Raw genomic sequence first — 16314 nt, forward strand, 5'->3', positions numbered from 1 at the left:
AGTCCCCATGGCAACGCTTGAAATCAAGGACCTGCACGTCACCGTCGAGGCGGACAACGCCACGAAGGAGATCCTCAAGGGCGTCGACCTGACTGTGAAGCAGGGCGAGACCCACGCGATCATGGGTCCGAACGGCTCCGGCAAGTCGACCCTGGCGTACTCGCTCGCGGGTCACCCCAAGTACACGATCACCTCCGGCACCGTCACCCTCGACGGCGAGGACGTCCTCGAGATGTCCGTCGACGAGCGTGCCCGCGCCGGCCTCTTCCTGGCCATGCAGTACCCGGTCGAGGTCCCCGGTGTCTCCGTCTCCAACTTCCTGCGCACCTCGGCCACGGCCGTGCGCGGCGAGGCCCCCAAGCTGCGCACCTGGGTCAAGGAGGTCAAGGAGGCCATGGAGAAGCTCTCCATGGACCCGTCCTTCGCCGAGCGCAACGTGAACGAGGGCTTCTCCGGCGGTGAGAAGAAGCGCCACGAGATCCTCCAGCTGGAGCTCCTCAAGCCGAAGATCGCCGTGCTCGACGAGACCGACTCCGGCCTCGACGTCGACGCCCTGCGCATCGTCTCCGAGGGCATCAACCGCGTCCGTGAGAACGGCGAGGTCGGCACCCTCCTGGTGACCCACTACACGCGCATCCTGCGCTACATCAAGCCCGACCACGTGCACGTGTTCGCGGGCGGCCGCATCGTCGAGTCCGGCGGCGCCGAGCTGGCCGACCAGCTCGAGGCCGAGGGCTACGACAAGTACGTGAAGGGTGGCGCATCCGCGTGACACAGCTGCCGGGCCTCCTCGACACCGAGGCGATCCGCAAGGACTTCCCGATCCTCGACCGGGTGCTTCACGACGGCAAGAACCTCGTGTACCTGGACAACGCGGCGACCTCGCAGACGCCGCGCCAGGTCCTCGACGCCATGACGGGGTACTACGAGCGGCACAACGCCAACGTCCACCGCGGCGTGCACGTGCTGGCCGAGGAGGCCACGGCGCTGTACGAGGGCGCGCGCGACAAGGTCGCCGCGTTCATCAACGCGCCGAGCCGCGACGAGGTCATCTTCACGAAGAACGCCTCGGAGTCGCTCAACCTCGTTGCCAACATGCTCGGTTGGGCCGACGAGCCGTACAAGGTCGACCACGAGACCGAGATCGTGATCACGGAGATGGAGCACCACTCCAACATCGTTCCGTGGCAGCTGCTCTCGCAGCGCACCGGCGCGAAGCTGAAGTGGTTCGGTCTGACGGACGACGGCCGTCTCGACCTGAGCAACATCAACGAGGTCATCACCGAGAAGACGAAGATCGTCTCCTTCGTGCTCGTGTCGAACATCCTGGGCACCCACAACCCGGTCGAGGCCATCGTGCGCCGCGCCCAGGAGGTCGGTGCCCTGGTCCTGATCGACGCCTCGCAGGCCGCGCCGCACATGCCGCTGGACGTGCAGGCGCTGCAGGCCGACTTCGTGGCCTTCACCGGCCACAAGATGTGCGGCCCGACGGGCATCGGCGTGCTGTGGGGACGGCAGGAACTCCTGGAGGATCTGCCCCCGTTCCTCGGCGGCGGCGAGATGATCGAGACGGTGTCGATGCACTCCTCGACGTACGCCCCCGCGCCGCACAAGTTCGAGGCCGGTACGCCGCCGATCGCGGAGGCCGTCGGCCTCGGCGCGGCGATCGACTACCTCAACTCGATCGGCATGGACAAGGTCCTCCAGCACGAGGAGGCGCTCACCGCGTACGCGGTGAAGCGGCTCCAGGAGGTCCCCGACCTGAAGATCATCGGCCCGACCACGGCCGAGGAGCGCGGCGCCGCGATCTCCTTCACGCTCGGCGACATCCACCCGCACGACGTGGGCCAGGTCCTCGACGAGCAGGGCATCGCGGTCCGGGTCGGCCACCACTGCGCGCGGCCGGTCTGCCTGCGGTACGGAATTCCTGCGACCACGCGAGCGTCGTTCTATCTGTACTCCACGCCCGGCGAGATCGACGCGCTGGTCGACGGCCTGGAGCACGTACGGAACTTCTTCGGTTGAGGGGTTGGCGAGGAATCGCATGAAGCTGGATTCGATGTACCAGGAAGTCATCCTGGACCACTACAAGCACCCGCACGGGCGGGGCTTGCGGGATGGCGACGCCGAGGTGCACCACGTCAACCCGACGTGCGGTGACGAGATCACGCTGCGCGTGAAGTACGACGGCGAGAAGATCGAGGACGTGTCGTACGAGGGGCAGGGCTGTTCCATCAGCCAGGCCTCGGCGTCCGTCCTCAACGATCTGCTGGTCGGCAAGGAGCTGTCCGACGCGCGGCGGATCCAGGAGACCTTCCTGGAGCTGATGCAGTCCAAGGGACAGATCGAGCCGGACGACGAGATGGAGGAGGTCCTGGAGGACGCGGTCGCGTTCGCCGGGGTCTCCAAGTACCCGGCCCGAGTCAAGTGCGCCCTCCTGAGCTGGATGGCGTGGAAGGAAGCGACGGCCCAGGCCTTCGCGGAGGAGGCGAAGACGGCATGAGTGACAGCACGGCAGTGGAGATGAAGCCGGCCTCCGAGGACGAGGTCCGCGAGGCGCTCTACGACGTCGTCGACCCCGAGCTGGGCATCGACGTCGTCAACCTGGGCCTGATCTACGGCATCCACATCGACGACGCGAACATCGCGACGATCGACATGACGCTGACGTCGGCGGCCTGCCCGCTCACCGACGTCATCGAGGACCAGGCGAAGTCCGCGACCGACGGCATCGTCAACGAGCTGCGGATCAACTGGGTCTGGATGCCGCCGTGGGGCCCGGACAAGATCACGGACGACGGCCGCGAGCAGCTGAGGGCGCTCGGCTTCAACGTGTGAGCTGATCAAGCCCCTCCGGCGATTGAAAGGCCGGGGCTCTGCCCCGGACCCCGCTCCTCAATCACCGGAGGGGCTTTCCTTTTGCTTCCGTTATGTACACTCGTACACATGGGATACGTGCTGCTGGCCGGCGCCATAGCCGCCGAGGTGGGGGCCACCACCGCCATGAAGTACAGCGAGGGTTTCAGCAGGCTCTGGCCCTCGCTGCTCACCGTCGCCGGCTACATCGTCGCGTTCGCGCTGCTCGCGCAGACGCTGAAGACCGTGCAGATCGGCACCGCCTACGCGATCTGGGCGGGCACCGGCACGGCGATCATCGCCGCGATCGGCATGCTGTTCCTGGGGGAGGGGCTCACGCTCGCCAAGGTCGGCGGGATCGTCCTCGTCATCGGGGGCGTCGTGCTGCTCAATCTGGGCGGGGCGCACTGATGGAGGACTGCTGATGGGGACCCGCCGCTACGATCCCGAGCGCCGCCAGCGGATCATCGACGCCGCGATCCGGGTCGTCGGCTCGAAGGGCATCGGCGGGCTCAGCCACCGCTCCGTCGCCCGCGAGGCCGACGTGCCGCTCGGCTCGACCACGTACCACTTCAAGACGCTCGACGAGCTGATGGTGGCCGCGCTGCGGCAGGCCAACGAGGGCTTCGCGAAGGTCGTCGCGGGGCACCACGCCATCGAGGCCCCGGACAGCGATCTGCCCGCCGAGCTGGCCGCCGTGCTCGGCGAGTGGCTGGCCGGGGACCGGGACGGCGTGGAGCTGGAGTACGAGCTGTACCTGGCCGCGCTGCGCAGGCCGGCGCTGCGGCCCGTCGCCGCCGAGTGGTGCGAGGAGCTCGCCGAGGTCGTCGCCCGGCGCACCGACCCGGTCACCGCGCGCGCCCTGGTCGCGCTCATGGACGGGATCTCGCTCCAAGTGCTGCTCACGGGCGGCGAGTACGACGCCGGGTACACGCGCGAGATGCTGGCGCGGCTGATCCCCTGAGCGCGGCTTGTCCGGGTACGGGCGGGTGGGCGCCCGGCACGTGAGACGGGGGCGCGGACCGGTTCGCCTCCGCGGGCCCGCGCCGATTAGGTTTGGGCCATGACCGACACCACCACTGCTTCCCGCACCACCGGCGCCGTCGCCGCCGGTCTCGCCACCATCACGACCGACGGCACCGTGCTCGACACCTGGTTCCCGAAGCCCGAGCTCGTCGCTGAGCCCGGCCCGGCCGGGACCGAGAAGCTCTCCGCCGAGAAGGCCGTCGAGCTGCTCGGCGAGGGCGCGGCGAAGGCCATCGGCCCCGACGCCCGCCGCGGCGTGGAGACCGTGGCCGTCCGCACGGTCATCGCGTCCCTCGACGACAAGCCGCTCGACGCGCACGACGCCTACCTGCGCCTGCACCTGCTCTCGCACCGCCTGGTGAAGCCGCACGGCCAGAACCTGGACGGCGTGTTCGGCCTCCTCGCCAACGTCGCCTGGACCTCGCTCGGCCCGGTCGCCGTCGACAACCTGGAGACGGCCCGCCTGAACGCCCGCGCCGAGGGCCTGCACCTGGCCGTGACCTCGGTCGACAAGTTCCCGCGCATGACGGACTACGTCGCCCCCAAGGGCGTGCGCATCGCCGACGCGGACCGGGTCCGCCTGGGCGCGCACCTCGCCGAGGGCACCACGGTCATGCACGAGGGCTTCGTGAACTTCAACGCCGGCACGCTCGGCACGTCGATGGTCGAGGGCCGCATCTCCGCGGGCGTCGTCGTCGGCGACGGCTCGGACATCGGCGGCGGCGCCTCCACCATGGGCACGCTCTCCGGCGGCGGCAACGTCCGCATCGTCATCGGCGAGCGCTGCCTCGTCGGCGCCGAGGCGGGCGTCGGCATCGCGCTCGGCGACGAGTGCGTGGTCGAGGCCGGTCTGTACGTGACGGCGGGCACCCGCGTCACGATGCCCGACGGCGAGGTCGTCAAGGCCCGCGACCTCTCGGGCGCCTCGAACATCCTCTTCCGCCGCAACTCGGTGACCGGCACGGTCGAGGCCCGCCCGAACAACGCGGTCTGGGGCGGCCTCAACGAGGTGCTGCACAGCCACAACTAGCCTGCGGCGACCGGTACAGGTGAGCGCCCTCCCGTGGTTCACGGGAGGGCGCTCGTGTGTGGGGGGCGGGTCAGTGGGTGGTGCCGAGGCGGCGGCGGCCGCGCAGGGCCTCCAGGGTCGCGCCGAGGGCCAGCGACTGGAGCAGGGCGCTCACGGCGATGCCGACGGCGAGCAGCCACATGGGGGCGTCCGTGCCTGCGGCCGCGCTGATGATCCCCACCGCGACGAGGGACGTCGGGGCCGTGAAGAAGAACGGCCAGACCCCGACGAAGCCCGGGTCGGGGGACGTCAGCACGACGACGCCGGTGAACACGACGGACGCACCGACCAGGCCGAGATAGATCGCCGACGCGGGGTTGGTCACGGTCAGGCGCAGAAGGGTGCGGGCATTCATCGGTCGTCTCCCCGTGGGTGATGGTGCCGTTCTTCCCCCATGGTCACGCCGGGTCCGGGGTCCCGTCATGAGTACGCGTACCTGGTTCGATGCTGTCCCAGACGAGTACGCGCATGTCCCGCGTGCCCGGATCCGGGCCGCCCATCAGGTGCGGAGACTCCAGGTGGTCGGCCATCTCCTCCAGGTAGTCCGTCACCGACTCGTAGCGGGGATCGCGGTCGCCGTACCTCGACCAGAAGCAGACACGGCCTGTCTCCAGGTCCACGTACAGCAGTGGGTGGACCTCGTGGTGGCCGTGGGTGCAGAGGGGGACCCAGGCCGCCCGCCAGTGCGGCACGGCGCCCTCCTTGTCCTCGTCGATGCCGGAGCTTTGGGCCACGCTCATGTGGAACTCGTACACCTCGGCGACCCGGTCCAGGGGCAGCAGCGCCATCTCGTCGAGCATGAACGCCGCCCAGGGCAGCTCCTCGTACGCACCGGGGCGCAGCGACCACAGCGCGATCAGGCTCGGCGAGAGCCGGACGCCGATGCGCCGGGCGAGCTCCTGGACCTCGCCGGCCCGCGGGCTCGGCCGCAGCGCCGCGAGCGAGCCGGGGGCGTGCTCGCCGAGCCAGGACTCGATCCGTTCCCACGCGGCCCGCACCTGCCGCTGCTCCGCCGTTTCCTGCTGCACTGCCATCAGCCGGCGCATGGTCGCTTCGTCGATCGGTTCTCTGCCGTTGTCCACCCGGGGAAGCTACACGGAAGAATTCTCGCCGGGCAGGCATAGCGGCCGGCGCCCGCGCTCGTCATCACGGGTGACAGCGGGGACAGCCGGGGGAAGCCCGGGGGGAAGAGAAGGTGGCGATGAATGCGGTCCGGAAGGAGCACGGTGCGGGGGCGGAGCGGTTCAGGGAGTTCGTGGCCGACCGCTCGTCCGTGCTGTTGAGGACGGCCGTGCTGCTCAGCGGCGGGGACCGGCACGCGGGCGAGGATCTGCTGCAGAGCGTGCTGATCAAGGTGGCCGGGCGGTGGGACCGGATCGAGGACCCGGAGGCGTATGTGCGCCAGGCCCTCTACCGGCAGCAGATCAGCCGCTGGCGGCTGAAGTGGCCGAAGCGCGAGGTCAGTTACGGGAGGGTGCCGGACGGTGCCGCGGCGGGGGACGGGACGGCCGAGGCCGAACTGCGGGTCGTGCTGCGGGCCGCGCTCGCCCGGCTCACCGCGCGGCAGCGCACCGTGCTGGTGCTGCGGTACTTCGAGGACCTGCCGGAGGCGGACGTCGCCCGGGCACTCGGCGTCTCCGTGGGCACCGTGCGCTCCACCACCCACCGCGCGCTCGCCAAGCTGCGCGGGCTCGCTCCCGAACTGGCACAGGACGGCGACGACCGGCCGCCGTCCTCCCACGACTACGCGCCGGCGGAGGTGCGCCCGTGAACGTCGACGCCATGCTCAAGGAGGCGCTGCGCGAGCAGGCCGACGCCGTCGGGCCCGCGCCCGTCGACCTCGCCGACCGGGTCCTGGCGGTGCGGCGCAGGCGCAGGACCGGCACGGCCGTGGGCGCGTTCGTGGCCGCGACGGCGGTGGTCGCCGCCGCCGTACTGGTGCCGCGGATCGACGACGGCGAGGACGCCCCGCCCGCGGAGGTGACCGGCTCCGCCGACGTCCTCGCGCACCCGGACCAGTCGCCGCCCAAGGACGTCATCGCGGCGGGACGCACGGCGCTCGCCTCGTTCGCCACGTACAAGCCGGTCAAGTACGCCGACGGGGACGGGAAGCTGGTCCGTACGTACGGGGTGCTCGACCCGACGACCAGGACCTACCGGAAGACCACGGCATGGTCCTGGCTGAGCGTCGCGCCCGGCCTGCGCACCGCCGCCGTCCTGGAGAAGAAGCTGCCTGCCAAGCGGGTCGGTATCCTCGACCTGGCCACCAACAAGGTGACGCGCTGGATCCCGGTGCCCCAGGGGGCCGCCGGTGTCGACTACTCCGCGGACGGCCGCAAGCTCGTCGTGACGACGTACAAGACCGACCCGGACCACCTCTACAAGGACCGGCCCTCCAGCGACGGCAGCGGTCCGGAGGAGCCGAGTCAGGGACACCCGTCCAGGACCGGGTTCTCCGTCGTCGACGTGGCGAGCGGGAAGGGGACCTGGGCGGAGGTGCCGCTGAAGGGCGGGGAGTTCGAGCACAACGCGCGGGAGGACTTCCGGTTCGCGCCCGGCGGGGACCTCGTGGTGACGACGTCGATGACGGACAGCGCCCCCCAGACCTACGCCCTCGACGGCCGGAAGGTGCCGACGCCCGCGAAGCTGCGGCACTGGAACATGTACGCCGAGGCGGGGCTCTCGCCCGACGGGAAGCTCGCCGCGGGGGACTTCGCGGGCGGGAAGAACACGATCGCCGTCGCCGTGAACGACGCGCGGACCGGTGAACTCGTCGACAAGCTGCCCGCGCAGCAACTGCTCGCCTGGGCCGACGACAAGCGGCTCGTCGCCTGGGGGTGCGACCCCAAGAAGTGCGGTGGGAAGGGCGAGTTCCGCAACCAGCTGCTGCTGGTGACGGTCGGCAGCGACAAGGTCGTCCAGCTCAGCGACTTCCGCAAGGCGTCGGCGGACTATCCGGGGCGCTGGTCGCCCCAGTTCACGACGCGCTGAGCAGCTCATCGAGCGCCGCCCGCAGCCCGTCGGCCGCCTCTTGGTCGGCGGGTCGCAGCGGCGCGCGGACCGGGCTGTCGAGGAGAGCCTTCGCGGTGACCGAGCCCGGCAGTCCGGCGTTCATCATCAACTGGGTGAGCGGGACGGTGAGTCGCTGGCGGCGGGCCGCCTCCGCCGTGTCGCCCGCGTCGTAGGCGTCGATGACGGCGCGGAAGGCGGCGGGCGCCACGTTCGAGACCGTCGACACGTAGCCCGCGCCGCCCAGTGCGTACAGCGCCAGGACGTATTCGTCGCAGCCCGTGTAGTACGCCAAGTCCGTTTCGGACATGACGCGTTGGGTGCCGAGGAGGTCGTACGCGCAGTCCTTCACGGCGACGACCCGGGGATGGCCCGCGAGCCGGATCATCGTCTCGGGCTCGATGCGGGTGCCGGTGCGGCCCGGGATGTCGTACAGCATCAGGGGGAGGTCCGTGGCGTCGGCGACGGTGCGGAAATGGGCCTCGATCGCGTCCTGTGGCGGGCGGCTGTAGTACGGGGTGACGGCCAACAGGCCGTCGGCGCCCGCCTGTTGGGCCTGGCGGGCGAGGTCGGCGGTGTGCCGGGTGTCGCTCGTGCCGATGCCGGCGACGACCTTCGCTCGGCCGTCGACCGCCTCGCGCACCGCCCGTACGAGGTCCGCCTTCTCCGCGTCCGTCGTGGTCGGCGACTCCCCGGTCGTCCCGGACAGGACGAGGCCCTCGCAGCCCTCGGTGACGAGGTGGTCGGCCAGCTTCCGGGCGGCGGCCAGGTCGAGCGCCCCCGTCCGTGTGAAGGGCGTGACCATGGCGCACAGGGCGCGGTTGAAGGGGGAGGGGCGTGGGGTTGCGTCGGTCATGACGGGAGTGTCGGTCCGGGTGCGGCGTAGCTCCACTTAATTCTGCTACGAGGTGGTGCGAAGCACCGCTGAAGAGTCGCGGCGGAAACCCGATGAACCGCAGTGAAGATGCTGGTCCGTTCGCGAGGTGCGTGTGGTGCGAGACGTGGTGATGGCGCTTGCCGCGCCCGCAGTGATGTGTGCGAGTGGGATCTACGCGGCGTGCGCCGTCTGGTGGCGACGCCGGCACCCGGCACCCGCGCCCTGGTCGCAGGCCGGGCTGCGGCTCGCGGGGGAGCGGGCGGTGGCCGTGGCCGAGGCCCTGGTGGCCGACGAGCACGCCCTGCTCATGCAGGACGCCGAACGCACTGGTGCCAAATCGGGTCGGGTGCGCCACCATGAGAGGCCGGTGACCCGCAACCGGATCGCCGAAGGCCGTTCAGGGGAGGCACCATGAGGCTCGGCAAGGCACTCGCCACCGGAATCGCCGAAGAAGCGCCGCGGGACACCGGCCGGCCCGAAGTGGACGATCAGGAGCGGGAGTTGACGGTCGAGGCCGTCACGCACGACGCCGCGCCGGAGCCCGCCGAGGTACCGACCGCGCCATGAGGCTGCGGCTCCCCCAGGAGCGTCCGACGGAGCCGCCCACCGGATACAAGATCGCTCACCCCGTGCTCGCCGCGGACGGTGGGAGCGCCGGATTCCTGGGGGTCTCGCTCGGCGCCGCCGCGCCCTACAAGGTCCTCGACGAAGCGCGCTGCGTGTACGGGCGGCGGCACCGCGCGCCGCACCGGCGCTGCGACTGCGGATTCCACTGCGTGCACGAACGCCGGTGTGCGGAAGGGCTGTTGGTCGAGGCCGGGCACCGCAGGGCGGTGCTGCTCGAGGTCTCCGTCCTCGGGCCCTACATCCGGTTCGAGCGCGGGTTCCGCTACGGGCGGCAGCGGGTGCGCGCCGTCACCGTCGGGCCGTGCCCGTGCGGCGCCGAGGCCACCGTGCTCGCCGACGCAGGGTGGGGGCGGGCCGGGCGGCTGGTGCTTGAGGCGGCGTGCGCCGGGTGCGTGGGCGGGAGGCCGCGGTGGACGCTGGAGGCGTTCGCCCGGCTCGCGGGCGACGGGCTGCGGGTGCGCGCCGCACCGGGAGCGGGGCCGCGGGGGCCTGCCCCCGGAATGCCCGAGCTGGCCGCGGAGGCGGCGCTGCTCCAGGCCCGGCTCGACTGGTTCCAGGGGCAGCTGGCGCGCCTGGGGCGGGCGATGGGCGGGGAGAAGTAGCGGAGAGAAGCAGCGGAGGGGCGCAGCCGTCCGGGCGGCGCGGGCCGAGGCCGCTCGCCTGGACGAGGAGCGGCTTCCGGGGGACCGTGGAACCATGCGACGAAGGCGGCGGTCATGAGCGAACCCGGCGGCGGAAAGCCGTTCGAGGTCGCGCGCGAATTCGAGGTCGATGCCGGGCCCCAGCGGATGTGGGACGCCGTGACGCTGGGGGCGGCCGGCTGGCTGTGGCCCATGGAGTACGAACCCAAGGAGGGCGGCAAGGGCCCCTTCCACTCCGTGCTGACCGTCTGGAACCCGCCGCGCCGGCTCACCGTCCGCTCCGACGACCCGGCCGCCCTGCCGCCCGGCCAGCCGCTGAACCAGCTCGACTGGACCATCGAGCCGCGCGACGGCGGCAGCCGCGCCCGGGTCCGCTACGTCCACAGCGGCATCTTCAGCGACCACTGGGACGAGCAGTACGACGCCTGCGACAAGCACACCGACTTCTACCTGCACACACTGCGCCAGTACGTGACCCACTTCGCGGGCCGCCCGGTCGCCTTCGCCACCCTCGACGGGCCCCCGGCCTCCGCGAACCGCGAGGCGCTCACCGCCGTCGGCCGCGCGCTCGACCTGCCCGCCGACGCGACGGAGGGCGCCCGGGTCCGGGTCCAGGGCCCGGTCGGACAGACCCTGGACGCCGTGCTCGACTACCGCGACGCCCAGTTCCTCGGCCTGCGCACCGAGGACGCCCTCTACCGCTTCTTCGGACGCGGGCACTGGGGTGCGCCCGTGGGCGTCAGCGTCCATGACTTCGCGCCGGACGCCGACGCCGTGCAGAACGAGATCGAGTGGGGCGACTGGCTGGCACGGATCTTCGACTAGCCCGCCGCCCGCCGCCCGCCGCCCGCGTCCTCAGGGGTGGAAGCGCAGCACCTGCGGGTCGTGATCGCTGATCTGGTCGTGGAACTCGCTGTTGATGTGCACGCTGTCGTACGCGAACGCGTCCTTCGCCCGGATCGACGGGCTGATCAGGATCTGGTCCAGGACCTGGCTGTTGCCCTGGTAGTCGTACGAGTAACGCTCCTGCTTCGGCAGGGACTTGATCGCCGACCAGAGCGCCCCGCCGGCCTCCAGACGCTGCGCCGTGCCGGAGAACTCGAAGTCGTTGATGTCGCCGAGCGTGATCACGTCCGCGTCCGGCTGCGCCTTCAGGATGTCCTTGGTGAAGGCGTTCACCAGCGTCGCCTGCGCGTGCCGCTGCGTCTCCGAGGAGCGCGCGGGCGGCTGGTACTGGGAGGTCAGGCCCTGGTCGCCGCCCTTGGACGCGAAGTGGTTGGCGATCACGAAGACCGGCTTGCCGCGGAACGTGAACTCGCCGGCCAGCGGCTTGCGGCTGTTCGCCCAGGCCGGGTCGGCGGGCGCCACGCGGCCGGGGGAGGCGGTGAGCGCCGCCCGGCCCTTCTCACGGGTCACGCCGACCGCGGTGGTGGCGTCGCCGCCGGGGCGGTCGGTGAAGGACACCCGGTCCGGGTTGAACAGGAAGACCTGGCGGATGTTGCCGCCCGGCTCGCCGCCGTCCTTGTTGTTCTCCGGGTCGATCGAACGCCAGTCGTAGCGCGGCCCGCCCGCGGCGACGATCGCGTCGATCAGCTTGCCCATCGTCGCGTCGGCGGCGACCGTTCCGTCGTTCTTCGCGCCGTTGTTGTCCTGGATCTCCTCCAGGGACACGATGTCGGGCGACCGCAGCCGGTCGACGATCGCGGCGGCGTGCGCGTCGAAGGTGGCGTCGGACGGGTCGAGGTTCTCGACGTTGTACGTCGCCACGGCCAGCTCGCCCGACTTCTGCGCGCGGGTCGTCTCGCGCTCGATGCCGGACTGCTTCAGGCTCCCCAACTCCCGTGCCACCAGCGTGTATCCGCCGTACTGGTTGAAGTCGAGCGGGCCCTCGGTGGTGCCGGCCAGGGTGTCGCCGACATCGGCCGCGGGGAAGTCCGCGAGCGCGCCGAGCGACTGGATCTGGAGGCGGCCGCCGTTCTGGTCCTCGTACGAGGCGTACCGGGTGCCGCCGCGCTTGGTGCGGTTCTCGTGCGGCTTGACCGTGACCCACAGCTCGCCGTACGCGTCGGACGCGGTGACGACCCGAGAGGAGCCGACGCGTACGTTCTGGCCCTCCAGGGACTCGTAGTAGTCGAGGGCGTACGCGCGCGGGCGCAGCGGCAGCTTGTTGACCGAGCCGTTCGCCGCCGGGTCGCCCTGCGGCGCGTACGTGGCGGGGACCGACTTGTCGCTGATCGCGGTGACCGGCACGGGGTTGCCCGAGGAGTTCACGGTCACGGTCGGCTTCGTCAGCTCGGTGAGCGACTGGTTGCCGGACGAGGCGCCGCCGGGCACGTACTCGGAGACCGTTCCGGAGACGGTGACGGCGTCACCGGCCCGCACGGTGGGAGTGGAACTCGTGAAGACGAAGACGCCCTCACTGGTCGCCGGGTCGGCGTCCGGCTTCGTGTCCTGGAACCAGAAGCCGCGGGACGAGCCGTACGTTCTGACGCCCGTCACCACCCCCGTCACGCCGGTGACCTGCTGACCGGCGAGCGGGGATATCCGGGTGGCGCCCTGGACGTCGTGGATGGCGACATCGGCGGCCGCGGCCGGGTGGGCGGGGAGCGTGGCGAGGGTGCCGGACACCGCCGCGCAGGCGACGGTCAGGGCGGCGAGGCGCGACCGGGACAGCACGTACTTGCTCGGCTTCATGTTCGACTCCTTGTCGGAAGAGGCGTGCGGCGCCTTCTACGCGCGTCAATTTCCGTCCTGCGCCCGCGAGTTGTCAAGGTTTCGCGGATGTCGGGGACATGAGGGGGAGTCGACCGGTACGTGAACCCGGCAGCATGGGTGTCAATCCGTCTAGAGCCTGCCCGGCGGAGGATTGAGGCATCGCGGAGCGATGGTGATTGACGACAACGCCGCAGATGTGCGTGCCAGGGCCCGCGACTCCAGCAGGATCCGCCGGGCAGGCTCTAGGCTGGGCGGTCGCAACGTAGGCCCCATGTACGTCCCCGAGGAGAACCAGCCGATGTCAGACAGCTCCCCCCTGCCGCCGGTGCGGCTGCCCGCCGAAGCGGAGCTGGCGCGGGACGCCCTTGCCACCCCCCTCCTGTCCCGCGCGGTGAAGCTCGCCCGCTGGGCCGGCCCCGACACCCGGGTCGACGCGGGCGGTGAACTCGCCGAGGAGCAGCTGCCGGCCGCCGCGGCCGAGCTGGCGCTCACCGATGACGAGGACGGCGCCGCGTACGCGAGCGAGGCCTGGCGCATCGCCGTCGACACGGGCCTCGTGGAGATCGTGGACGAGGAGGAGGGCACCGTCACGGTCGGTGAGGAGCTCGGCACGCTCACCTCCGGCGGCCCCGCCGACGTGCTCACGGTGTGGCTGGGCGCGCTCGACACCGTGCTCTCCGACGCCAGCGTGCCCGACCTCGACGACCTGGTCGGCGCCATGGAGGAGGGTGGCGAGATCGACTTCTCGCAGCTCGACTGGGACCCCGAGGCGGAGTCCGAGTTCCTGGAGGGTGTGCTCGGCAACCTGTATCTGCTCACCGTCAGCGAGGGCGGCGCCGGCGAGGAGGCCGTGCCGCTGCCCGCGCTGGCCGCGTCGATGATCGTCCCCGACGACATGGGCGAGCCGACCGACGACGTCCTCGAGCAGGTCTCCGACGCGATGATGCGGCTCGACGACCAGTTCCGGCTGCTCGACCCGATCGGCCTGGTGGAGTTCCAGCCGGTCGACGAGGCGCTGATGGCCGACGCCGACGAGCAGGTCGCCGAGCCGGTCGACGACTCCGACGTCTCCCGCTACGGGATGGTGCGGCTCACGCCCCTCGGTCTGTACGGCGTGCGGGCGCGGATGCTCGACGCGGGTGTGGACGCCCCGGCCGTCGGCGACCTCGCCGACAAGGGTGCCGACGCGCTGCTCGACGGTACGGCCGCGTTCCCGCAGGCCGCGGCGCAGGTCGAGATCGAGCAGTGGCTCGCGCGGCGCGAACCGCTCGCCGCCGCACGGGAGTTGCTGGGCGCGGCGCGCGGCGCCGACGAGTGGGCGCCGTTGCGGCGGCTGCGGTGCCAGCAGGCGCTCTCGCTGGTCGGTGCGGAGGCGGAGCCGGCGCTGCGTGAGGTCCTGGCGGACGCGGAGCTGGGTGGGCTTGCCCGGGTGTGGCTGGCCGAGCACGGGTTCGCGGATGTGCCGGCGCCGTCGCAGGACCTGGTGTTCTGGCTGACCGTCGACACGATCGCCGCGCAGTTGTCCATCGAGGGGAACTCGGAGGAGCTGCAGGCGTTGGTGGAGGGGCTCGCGGCGCAGCACAGTGGGTTCTTCTCGGCGGCGTGGCGGGTCGAACATCCGGCCACCGCCGATGTGTTGGAGGCGATGGGGCGCCTTCACCCCGACAAGAAGGTGGCCAAGGAGGCGCGGAAGGCAGCCTTCAAGGCGCGGTCCGCCAACGGGAGTTGATGGTGCGCGGCGTCGGGGTTGCGGTCGCGGGGCTCTGCCCCGGACCCCGCTGCTCAATCGCCGCAGGGGCTTGATAGTCCCGGCTCCCGCTTGGACGCGGGAGCCGGGATTGTGCGTGCCGTCGACGCGTCAGCAGAGATACCGCGTCGTGTGCTTGAAGGACGATGACGCGCCGTCGAAGCCGTACGTGCCGCGGTACGACGGTGGGTTCTGGAATTCGCCGACCACCGTGATCGTGGAGGCGCAGGAACCCTGGCCCGCCCGCTTCGCGTCCAGGCGGATGGTGTCACCGATGAAGCCGCCCGTGATGTCCCACGGGGCGCCGCAGATGCCCGACGTGATCTGACCGCCGGTCACCACGAAGGGGTGCGTGTTCGGGTTGATCTTCGCGGTGATGGCGAAGGTGACCGAGCCGTTGTTCAGCTCCAGCTTGCAGTCGACCGTCAGCGCCTCCGCGGACACCTCGCGCTGCGCGGCGAACGCCTCGTCGCGGGTCTTGACCTCCGCGCCCTGCGGGTTGTGGAAGCGGTGTTCCGAGCGGGTCTGGCCCTTGCCCTTGCGTGCCTGAGTGGTCATGGTGTCTCCGTCACCTCCTCCTATGCCAACTGCTCGGAGACCTCGACGCGCAGCAGCGCGCGTACGTTCTCGATGTGGTTCTCGACCGTGACCGTCGAGGAGCCCGCGAACAGCAGGCCGACCGCCACGTTGTCGTAGGACGTCACGAGCGAGCCGGAGTCGCCGCCCGCGGACATGTTCGTGGTGAGGATCTGGTCCTTGAAGCGGGCCGTGCCCGCCGTGCCGTAGTTGACGTCGATCGTGGCGTCGACCGAGACGATCCGGCCGAAGGACACGTTCGTCGTACGGCCCGTCTTCTTCACCAGGTCGCCGACCGCGACGTTCGCCTTGCGGCGCCAGGCGCGCGGCGCCCCGCTGAAGTACTGCTCGCGCGTGGCGTCCTGGAACTGGACCTCGGCGAGCGCGGCGTCGACCACGTTGTTCTGCCGCTCCAGCGGCGTCTGCGGGGCGAACTGGATGGTGATGAAGCGGGACAGCGTGGCGATGCGGTCCGCGGGGTCCGTGCCGCCGTCGAACCGGCCGGGCTGCACGATGGCGCTGCCCAGCTGGGCCCGGTTGGAGTCGGCGAGGACGTGGTTGTTGGAGAGGATGTAGAACTTCGCCGGGGTGCCGAGCCCGGGGCCCGGCGGGTCCACCGTGGCGCCCGGCAGGAAGTCGTGGACGACGCTGCCGAGGGTGCCCGCGGTGATGGACACGTTGCCCACGGAGAAGCCGGAGGGGCACGGCCGCATCCGGCGCACGAGCTGCTGCGGCTCGAACGCGCCGAGCCCGCCGAGCTCCTCGAGCAGCGGCTGGCCGACGCCGGAAAGCTGCTGGGCGATGCCGCCGTCGGGGCCGTACGTGACCTCCTCGGAGCGGGCCCCGGAGGGGCGGCTCTGGCGGCGCTGGGCGGAGATGTGGCCGACGGCCACGATGTCGGTGGGGGTGCCGTCGTCCATCTGACGCGGAATCACATCCCGTTCGGGAAGCAGCGATTCGGGCACCTTCTGGGTCACGAAGACGAGGACGGCCTCCTCGCCCGTCGGCTCGCCGTTCGACCATTTCACGCCGTGGCCGAAGCCGACCACATTGGCAAGGGGCGCCTCGCGCCGCAGGAAGTCGCTGGTCGCTTGCTGCCGGGAGCTGTCGCTGAGCTGCCCGCCGGCCGGTCCGCGCATCAATTCGGGCTGGCGCACGCCAGACCACCTCT

20 protein-coding genes are annotated in these 16314 nt (G+C 71.2%); 14 read left to right on the forward strand and 6 right to left on the reverse strand.

The genetic code is table 11. The features are described 5' to 3' along the window. The first annotated feature begins 7 nt into the window (after positions 1 to 7). From sufC to dapD, 7 genes are all read left to right on the forward strand, one after another. Positions 8 to 772, forward strand: coding sequence for a Fe-S cluster assembly ATPase SufC (gene sufC / locus ACIA8D_RS15830; RefSeq protein ID WP_385766119.1), 765 nt, complete (start codon positions 8 to 10; stop codon positions 770 to 772). Next, entirely contained in the window at positions 769 to 2025 is a 1257-nt protein-coding gene (locus ACIA8D_RS15835; protein WP_399232398.1) for a cysteine desulfurase, read from the forward strand. The genes sufC and ACIA8D_RS15835 overlap by 4 nt, the downstream gene beginning before the upstream one ends. A gap of 19 nt (positions 2026 to 2044) precedes the next feature. Next, positions 2045 to 2503, forward strand: coding sequence for a Fe-S cluster assembly sulfur transfer protein SufU (sufU, locus tag ACIA8D_RS15840; protein WP_399232400.1), 459 nt, complete (start codon positions 2045 to 2047; stop codon positions 2501 to 2503). Continuing rightward, positions 2500 to 2838, forward strand: a complete 339-nt coding sequence (locus ACIA8D_RS15845; protein ID WP_356388343.1) for a metal-sulfur cluster assembly factor — start codon at positions 2500 to 2502, stop codon at positions 2836 to 2838. Before sufU ends, ACIA8D_RS15845 begins: the two co-directional genes overlap by 4 nt. Positions 2839 to 2946: 108 nt before the next feature. Then, entirely contained in the window at positions 2947 to 3267 is a 321-nt protein-coding gene (locus ACIA8D_RS15850; RefSeq protein ID WP_399232402.1) for a DMT family transporter, read from the forward strand. Positions 3268 to 3280: 13 nt separating this feature from the next. Beyond that, positions 3281 to 3820 (forward strand): TetR/AcrR family transcriptional regulator, encoded by a 540-nt coding sequence (locus ACIA8D_RS15855; protein WP_399232404.1) that lies wholly within the window; start codon positions 3281 to 3283, stop codon positions 3818 to 3820. Positions 3821 to 3919: 99 nt separating this feature from the next. After that, positions 3920 to 4912 carry a 2,3,4,5-tetrahydropyridine-2,6-dicarboxylate N-succinyltransferase gene (gene dapD / locus ACIA8D_RS15860; protein WP_399232406.1) on the forward strand — a complete coding sequence of 331 codons (993 nt, stop codon included), beginning with the start codon at positions 3920 to 3922 and terminating at the stop codon, positions 4910 to 4912. Between the two features lie 70 nt (positions 4913 to 4982). Here the strand turns inward: dapD and ACIA8D_RS15865 are convergent, their stop codons facing one another. Both ACIA8D_RS15865 and ACIA8D_RS15870 read right to left on the reverse strand, forming a co-directional pair. Further along, entirely contained in the window at positions 4983 to 5306 is a 324-nt protein-coding gene (locus ACIA8D_RS15865) for an SCO4225 family membrane protein (RefSeq protein ID WP_399232407.1), read from the reverse strand. 43 nt (positions 5307 to 5349) lie between these two features. Then, positions 5350 to 6033, reverse strand: a complete 684-nt coding sequence (locus tag ACIA8D_RS15870; protein ID WP_399232409.1) for an SMI1/KNR4 family protein — start codon at positions 6031 to 6033, stop codon at positions 5350 to 5352. Positions 6034 to 6152: 119 nt separating this feature from the next. Between ACIA8D_RS15870 and ACIA8D_RS15875 the strand changes: the two genes are divergently transcribed. Continuing rightward, positions 6153 to 6722 (forward strand): SigE family RNA polymerase sigma factor, encoded by a 570-nt coding sequence (locus ACIA8D_RS15875; protein ID WP_399232411.1) that lies wholly within the window; start codon positions 6153 to 6155, stop codon positions 6720 to 6722. After that, entirely contained in the window at positions 6719 to 7942 is a 1224-nt protein-coding gene (locus tag ACIA8D_RS15880; protein ID WP_399232413.1) for a WD40 repeat domain-containing protein, read from the forward strand. The genes ACIA8D_RS15875 and ACIA8D_RS15880 overlap by 4 nt, the downstream gene beginning before the upstream one ends. Here the strand turns inward: ACIA8D_RS15880 and dapA are convergent. Continuing rightward, positions 7929 to 8816: a 4-hydroxy-tetrahydrodipicolinate synthase gene (dapA, locus tag ACIA8D_RS15885; protein ID WP_399232415.1), complete on the reverse strand. Its 888-nt coding sequence runs from the start codon at positions 8814 to 8816 to the stop codon at positions 7929 to 7931. The genes ACIA8D_RS15880 and dapA overlap by 14 nt on opposite strands. Before the next feature lie 136 nt (positions 8817 to 8952). Here dapA and ACIA8D_RS15890 point away from each other — a divergent pair, with 136 nt between their 5' ends. The 4 genes from ACIA8D_RS15890 to ACIA8D_RS15905 all read left to right on the forward strand — a co-directional run bounded on the left by ACIA8D_RS15890 (position 8953) and on the right by ACIA8D_RS15905 (position 10930). Further along, positions 8953 to 9252, forward strand: a complete 300-nt coding sequence (locus ACIA8D_RS15890) for a hypothetical protein (RefSeq protein WP_399232416.1) — start codon at positions 8953 to 8955, stop codon at positions 9250 to 9252. After that, positions 9249 to 9404 (forward strand): hypothetical protein, encoded by a 156-nt coding sequence (locus ACIA8D_RS15895; protein WP_399232418.1) that lies wholly within the window; start codon positions 9249 to 9251, stop codon positions 9402 to 9404. Before ACIA8D_RS15890 ends, ACIA8D_RS15895 begins: the two co-directional genes overlap by 4 nt. After that, positions 9401 to 10066 (forward strand): hypothetical protein, encoded by a 666-nt coding sequence (locus tag ACIA8D_RS15900; RefSeq protein ID WP_399232420.1) that lies wholly within the window; start codon positions 9401 to 9403, stop codon positions 10064 to 10066. The genes ACIA8D_RS15895 and ACIA8D_RS15900 overlap by 4 nt, the downstream gene beginning before the upstream one ends. 114 nt (positions 10067 to 10180) lie before the next feature. Further along, the gene (locus ACIA8D_RS15905) at positions 10181 to 10930 is read left to right on the forward strand and encodes an SRPBCC domain-containing protein (protein WP_399232422.1); all 750 of its coding nucleotides are present in this window, start codon (positions 10181 to 10183) and stop codon (positions 10928 to 10930) included. A 30-nt stretch (positions 10931 to 10960) separates the two neighbouring features. On the opposite strand, the gene ACIA8D_RS15910 is transcribed toward ACIA8D_RS15905, so the two are convergent. Continuing rightward, a complete protein-coding gene (locus ACIA8D_RS15910) occupies positions 10961 to 12799 on the reverse strand; it encodes an endonuclease/exonuclease/phosphatase family protein (protein ID WP_399232424.1) in 1839 nt (612 codons plus the stop codon). A 319-nt stretch (positions 12800 to 13118) separates the two neighbouring features. On the opposite strand from ACIA8D_RS15910, the gene ACIA8D_RS15915 reads away from it, so the two are divergent. Then, complete coding sequence (locus ACIA8D_RS15915; protein ID WP_399232425.1) at positions 13119 to 14549, forward strand: hypothetical protein; 1431 nt, start codon at positions 13119 to 13121, stop codon at positions 14547 to 14549. Positions 14550 to 14678: 129 nt separating this feature from the next. Here ACIA8D_RS15915 and ACIA8D_RS15920 read toward each other — a convergent pair whose 3' ends face one another. Further along, positions 14679 to 15125: a hypothetical protein gene (locus ACIA8D_RS15920; RefSeq protein WP_385766068.1), complete on the reverse strand. Its 447-nt coding sequence runs from the start codon at positions 15123 to 15125 to the stop codon at positions 14679 to 14681. A gap of 20 nt (positions 15126 to 15145) precedes the next feature. Then, positions 15146 to 16300: a hypothetical protein gene (locus ACIA8D_RS15925; RefSeq protein ID WP_399232428.1), complete on the reverse strand. Its 1155-nt coding sequence runs from the start codon at positions 16298 to 16300 to the stop codon at positions 15146 to 15148. Positions 16301 to 16314: the final 14 nt, after the last annotated feature.

It is taken from the genome of Streptomyces sp. NPDC051684 (genome assembly GCF_044453445.1).
Taxonomy (GTDB): Bacteria; Actinomycetota; Actinomycetes; order Streptomycetales; family Streptomycetaceae; genus Streptomyces.

Excerpts from the sequence above, each read along its gene's own strand:
- ACIA8D_RS15850 (WP_399232402.1), top strand. The coding sequence starts at position 2,947 with ATGGGATACGTGCTGCTGGCCGGCGCCATAGCCGCCGAGGTGGGGGCC.
- ACIA8D_RS15900 (WP_399232420.1), top strand. The coding sequence starts at position 9,401 with ATGAGGCTGCGGCTCCCCCAGGAGCGTCCGACGGAGCCGCCCACCGGA.
- ACIA8D_RS15910 (WP_399232424.1), bottom strand. The coding sequence starts at position 12,799 with ATGAAGCCGAGCAAGTACGTGCTGTCCCGGTCGCGCCTCGCCGCCCTG.
- dapA (WP_399232415.1), bottom strand. The coding sequence starts at position 8,816 with ATGACCGACGCAACCCCACGCCCCTCCCCCTTCAACCGCGCCCTGTGC.
- dapD (WP_399232406.1), top strand. The coding sequence starts at position 3,920 with ATGACCGACACCACCACTGCTTCCCGCACCACCGGCGCCGTCGCCGCC.
- ACIA8D_RS15855 (WP_399232404.1), top strand. The coding sequence starts at position 3,281 with ATGGGGACCCGCCGCTACGATCCCGAGCGCCGCCAGCGGATCATCGAC.
- sufC (WP_385766119.1), top strand. The coding sequence starts at position 8 with ATGGCAACGCTTGAAATCAAGGACCTGCACGTCACCGTCGAGGCGGAC.
- ACIA8D_RS15905 (WP_399232422.1), top strand. The coding sequence starts at position 10,181 with ATGAGCGAACCCGGCGGCGGAAAGCCGTTCGAGGTCGCGCGCGAATTC.
- ACIA8D_RS15915 (WP_399232425.1), top strand. The coding sequence starts at position 13,119 with ATGTCAGACAGCTCCCCCCTGCCGCCGGTGCGGCTGCCCGCCGAAGCG.
- ACIA8D_RS15865 (WP_399232407.1), bottom strand. The coding sequence starts at position 5,306 with ATGAATGCCCGCACCCTTCTGCGCCTGACCGTGACCAACCCCGCGTCG.
- ACIA8D_RS15895 (WP_399232418.1), top strand. The coding sequence starts at position 9,249 with ATGAGGCTCGGCAAGGCACTCGCCACCGGAATCGCCGAAGAAGCGCCG.
- ACIA8D_RS15845 (WP_356388343.1), top strand. The coding sequence starts at position 2,500 with ATGAGTGACAGCACGGCAGTGGAGATGAAGCCGGCCTCCGAGGACGAG.
- ACIA8D_RS15920 (WP_385766068.1), bottom strand. The coding sequence starts at position 15,125 with ATGACCACTCAGGCACGCAAGGGCAAGGGCCAGACCCGCTCGGAACAC.
- sufU (WP_399232400.1), top strand. The coding sequence starts at position 2,045 with ATGAAGCTGGATTCGATGTACCAGGAAGTCATCCTGGACCACTACAAG.
- ACIA8D_RS15875 (WP_399232411.1), top strand. The coding sequence starts at position 6,153 with ATGAATGCGGTCCGGAAGGAGCACGGTGCGGGGGCGGAGCGGTTCAGG.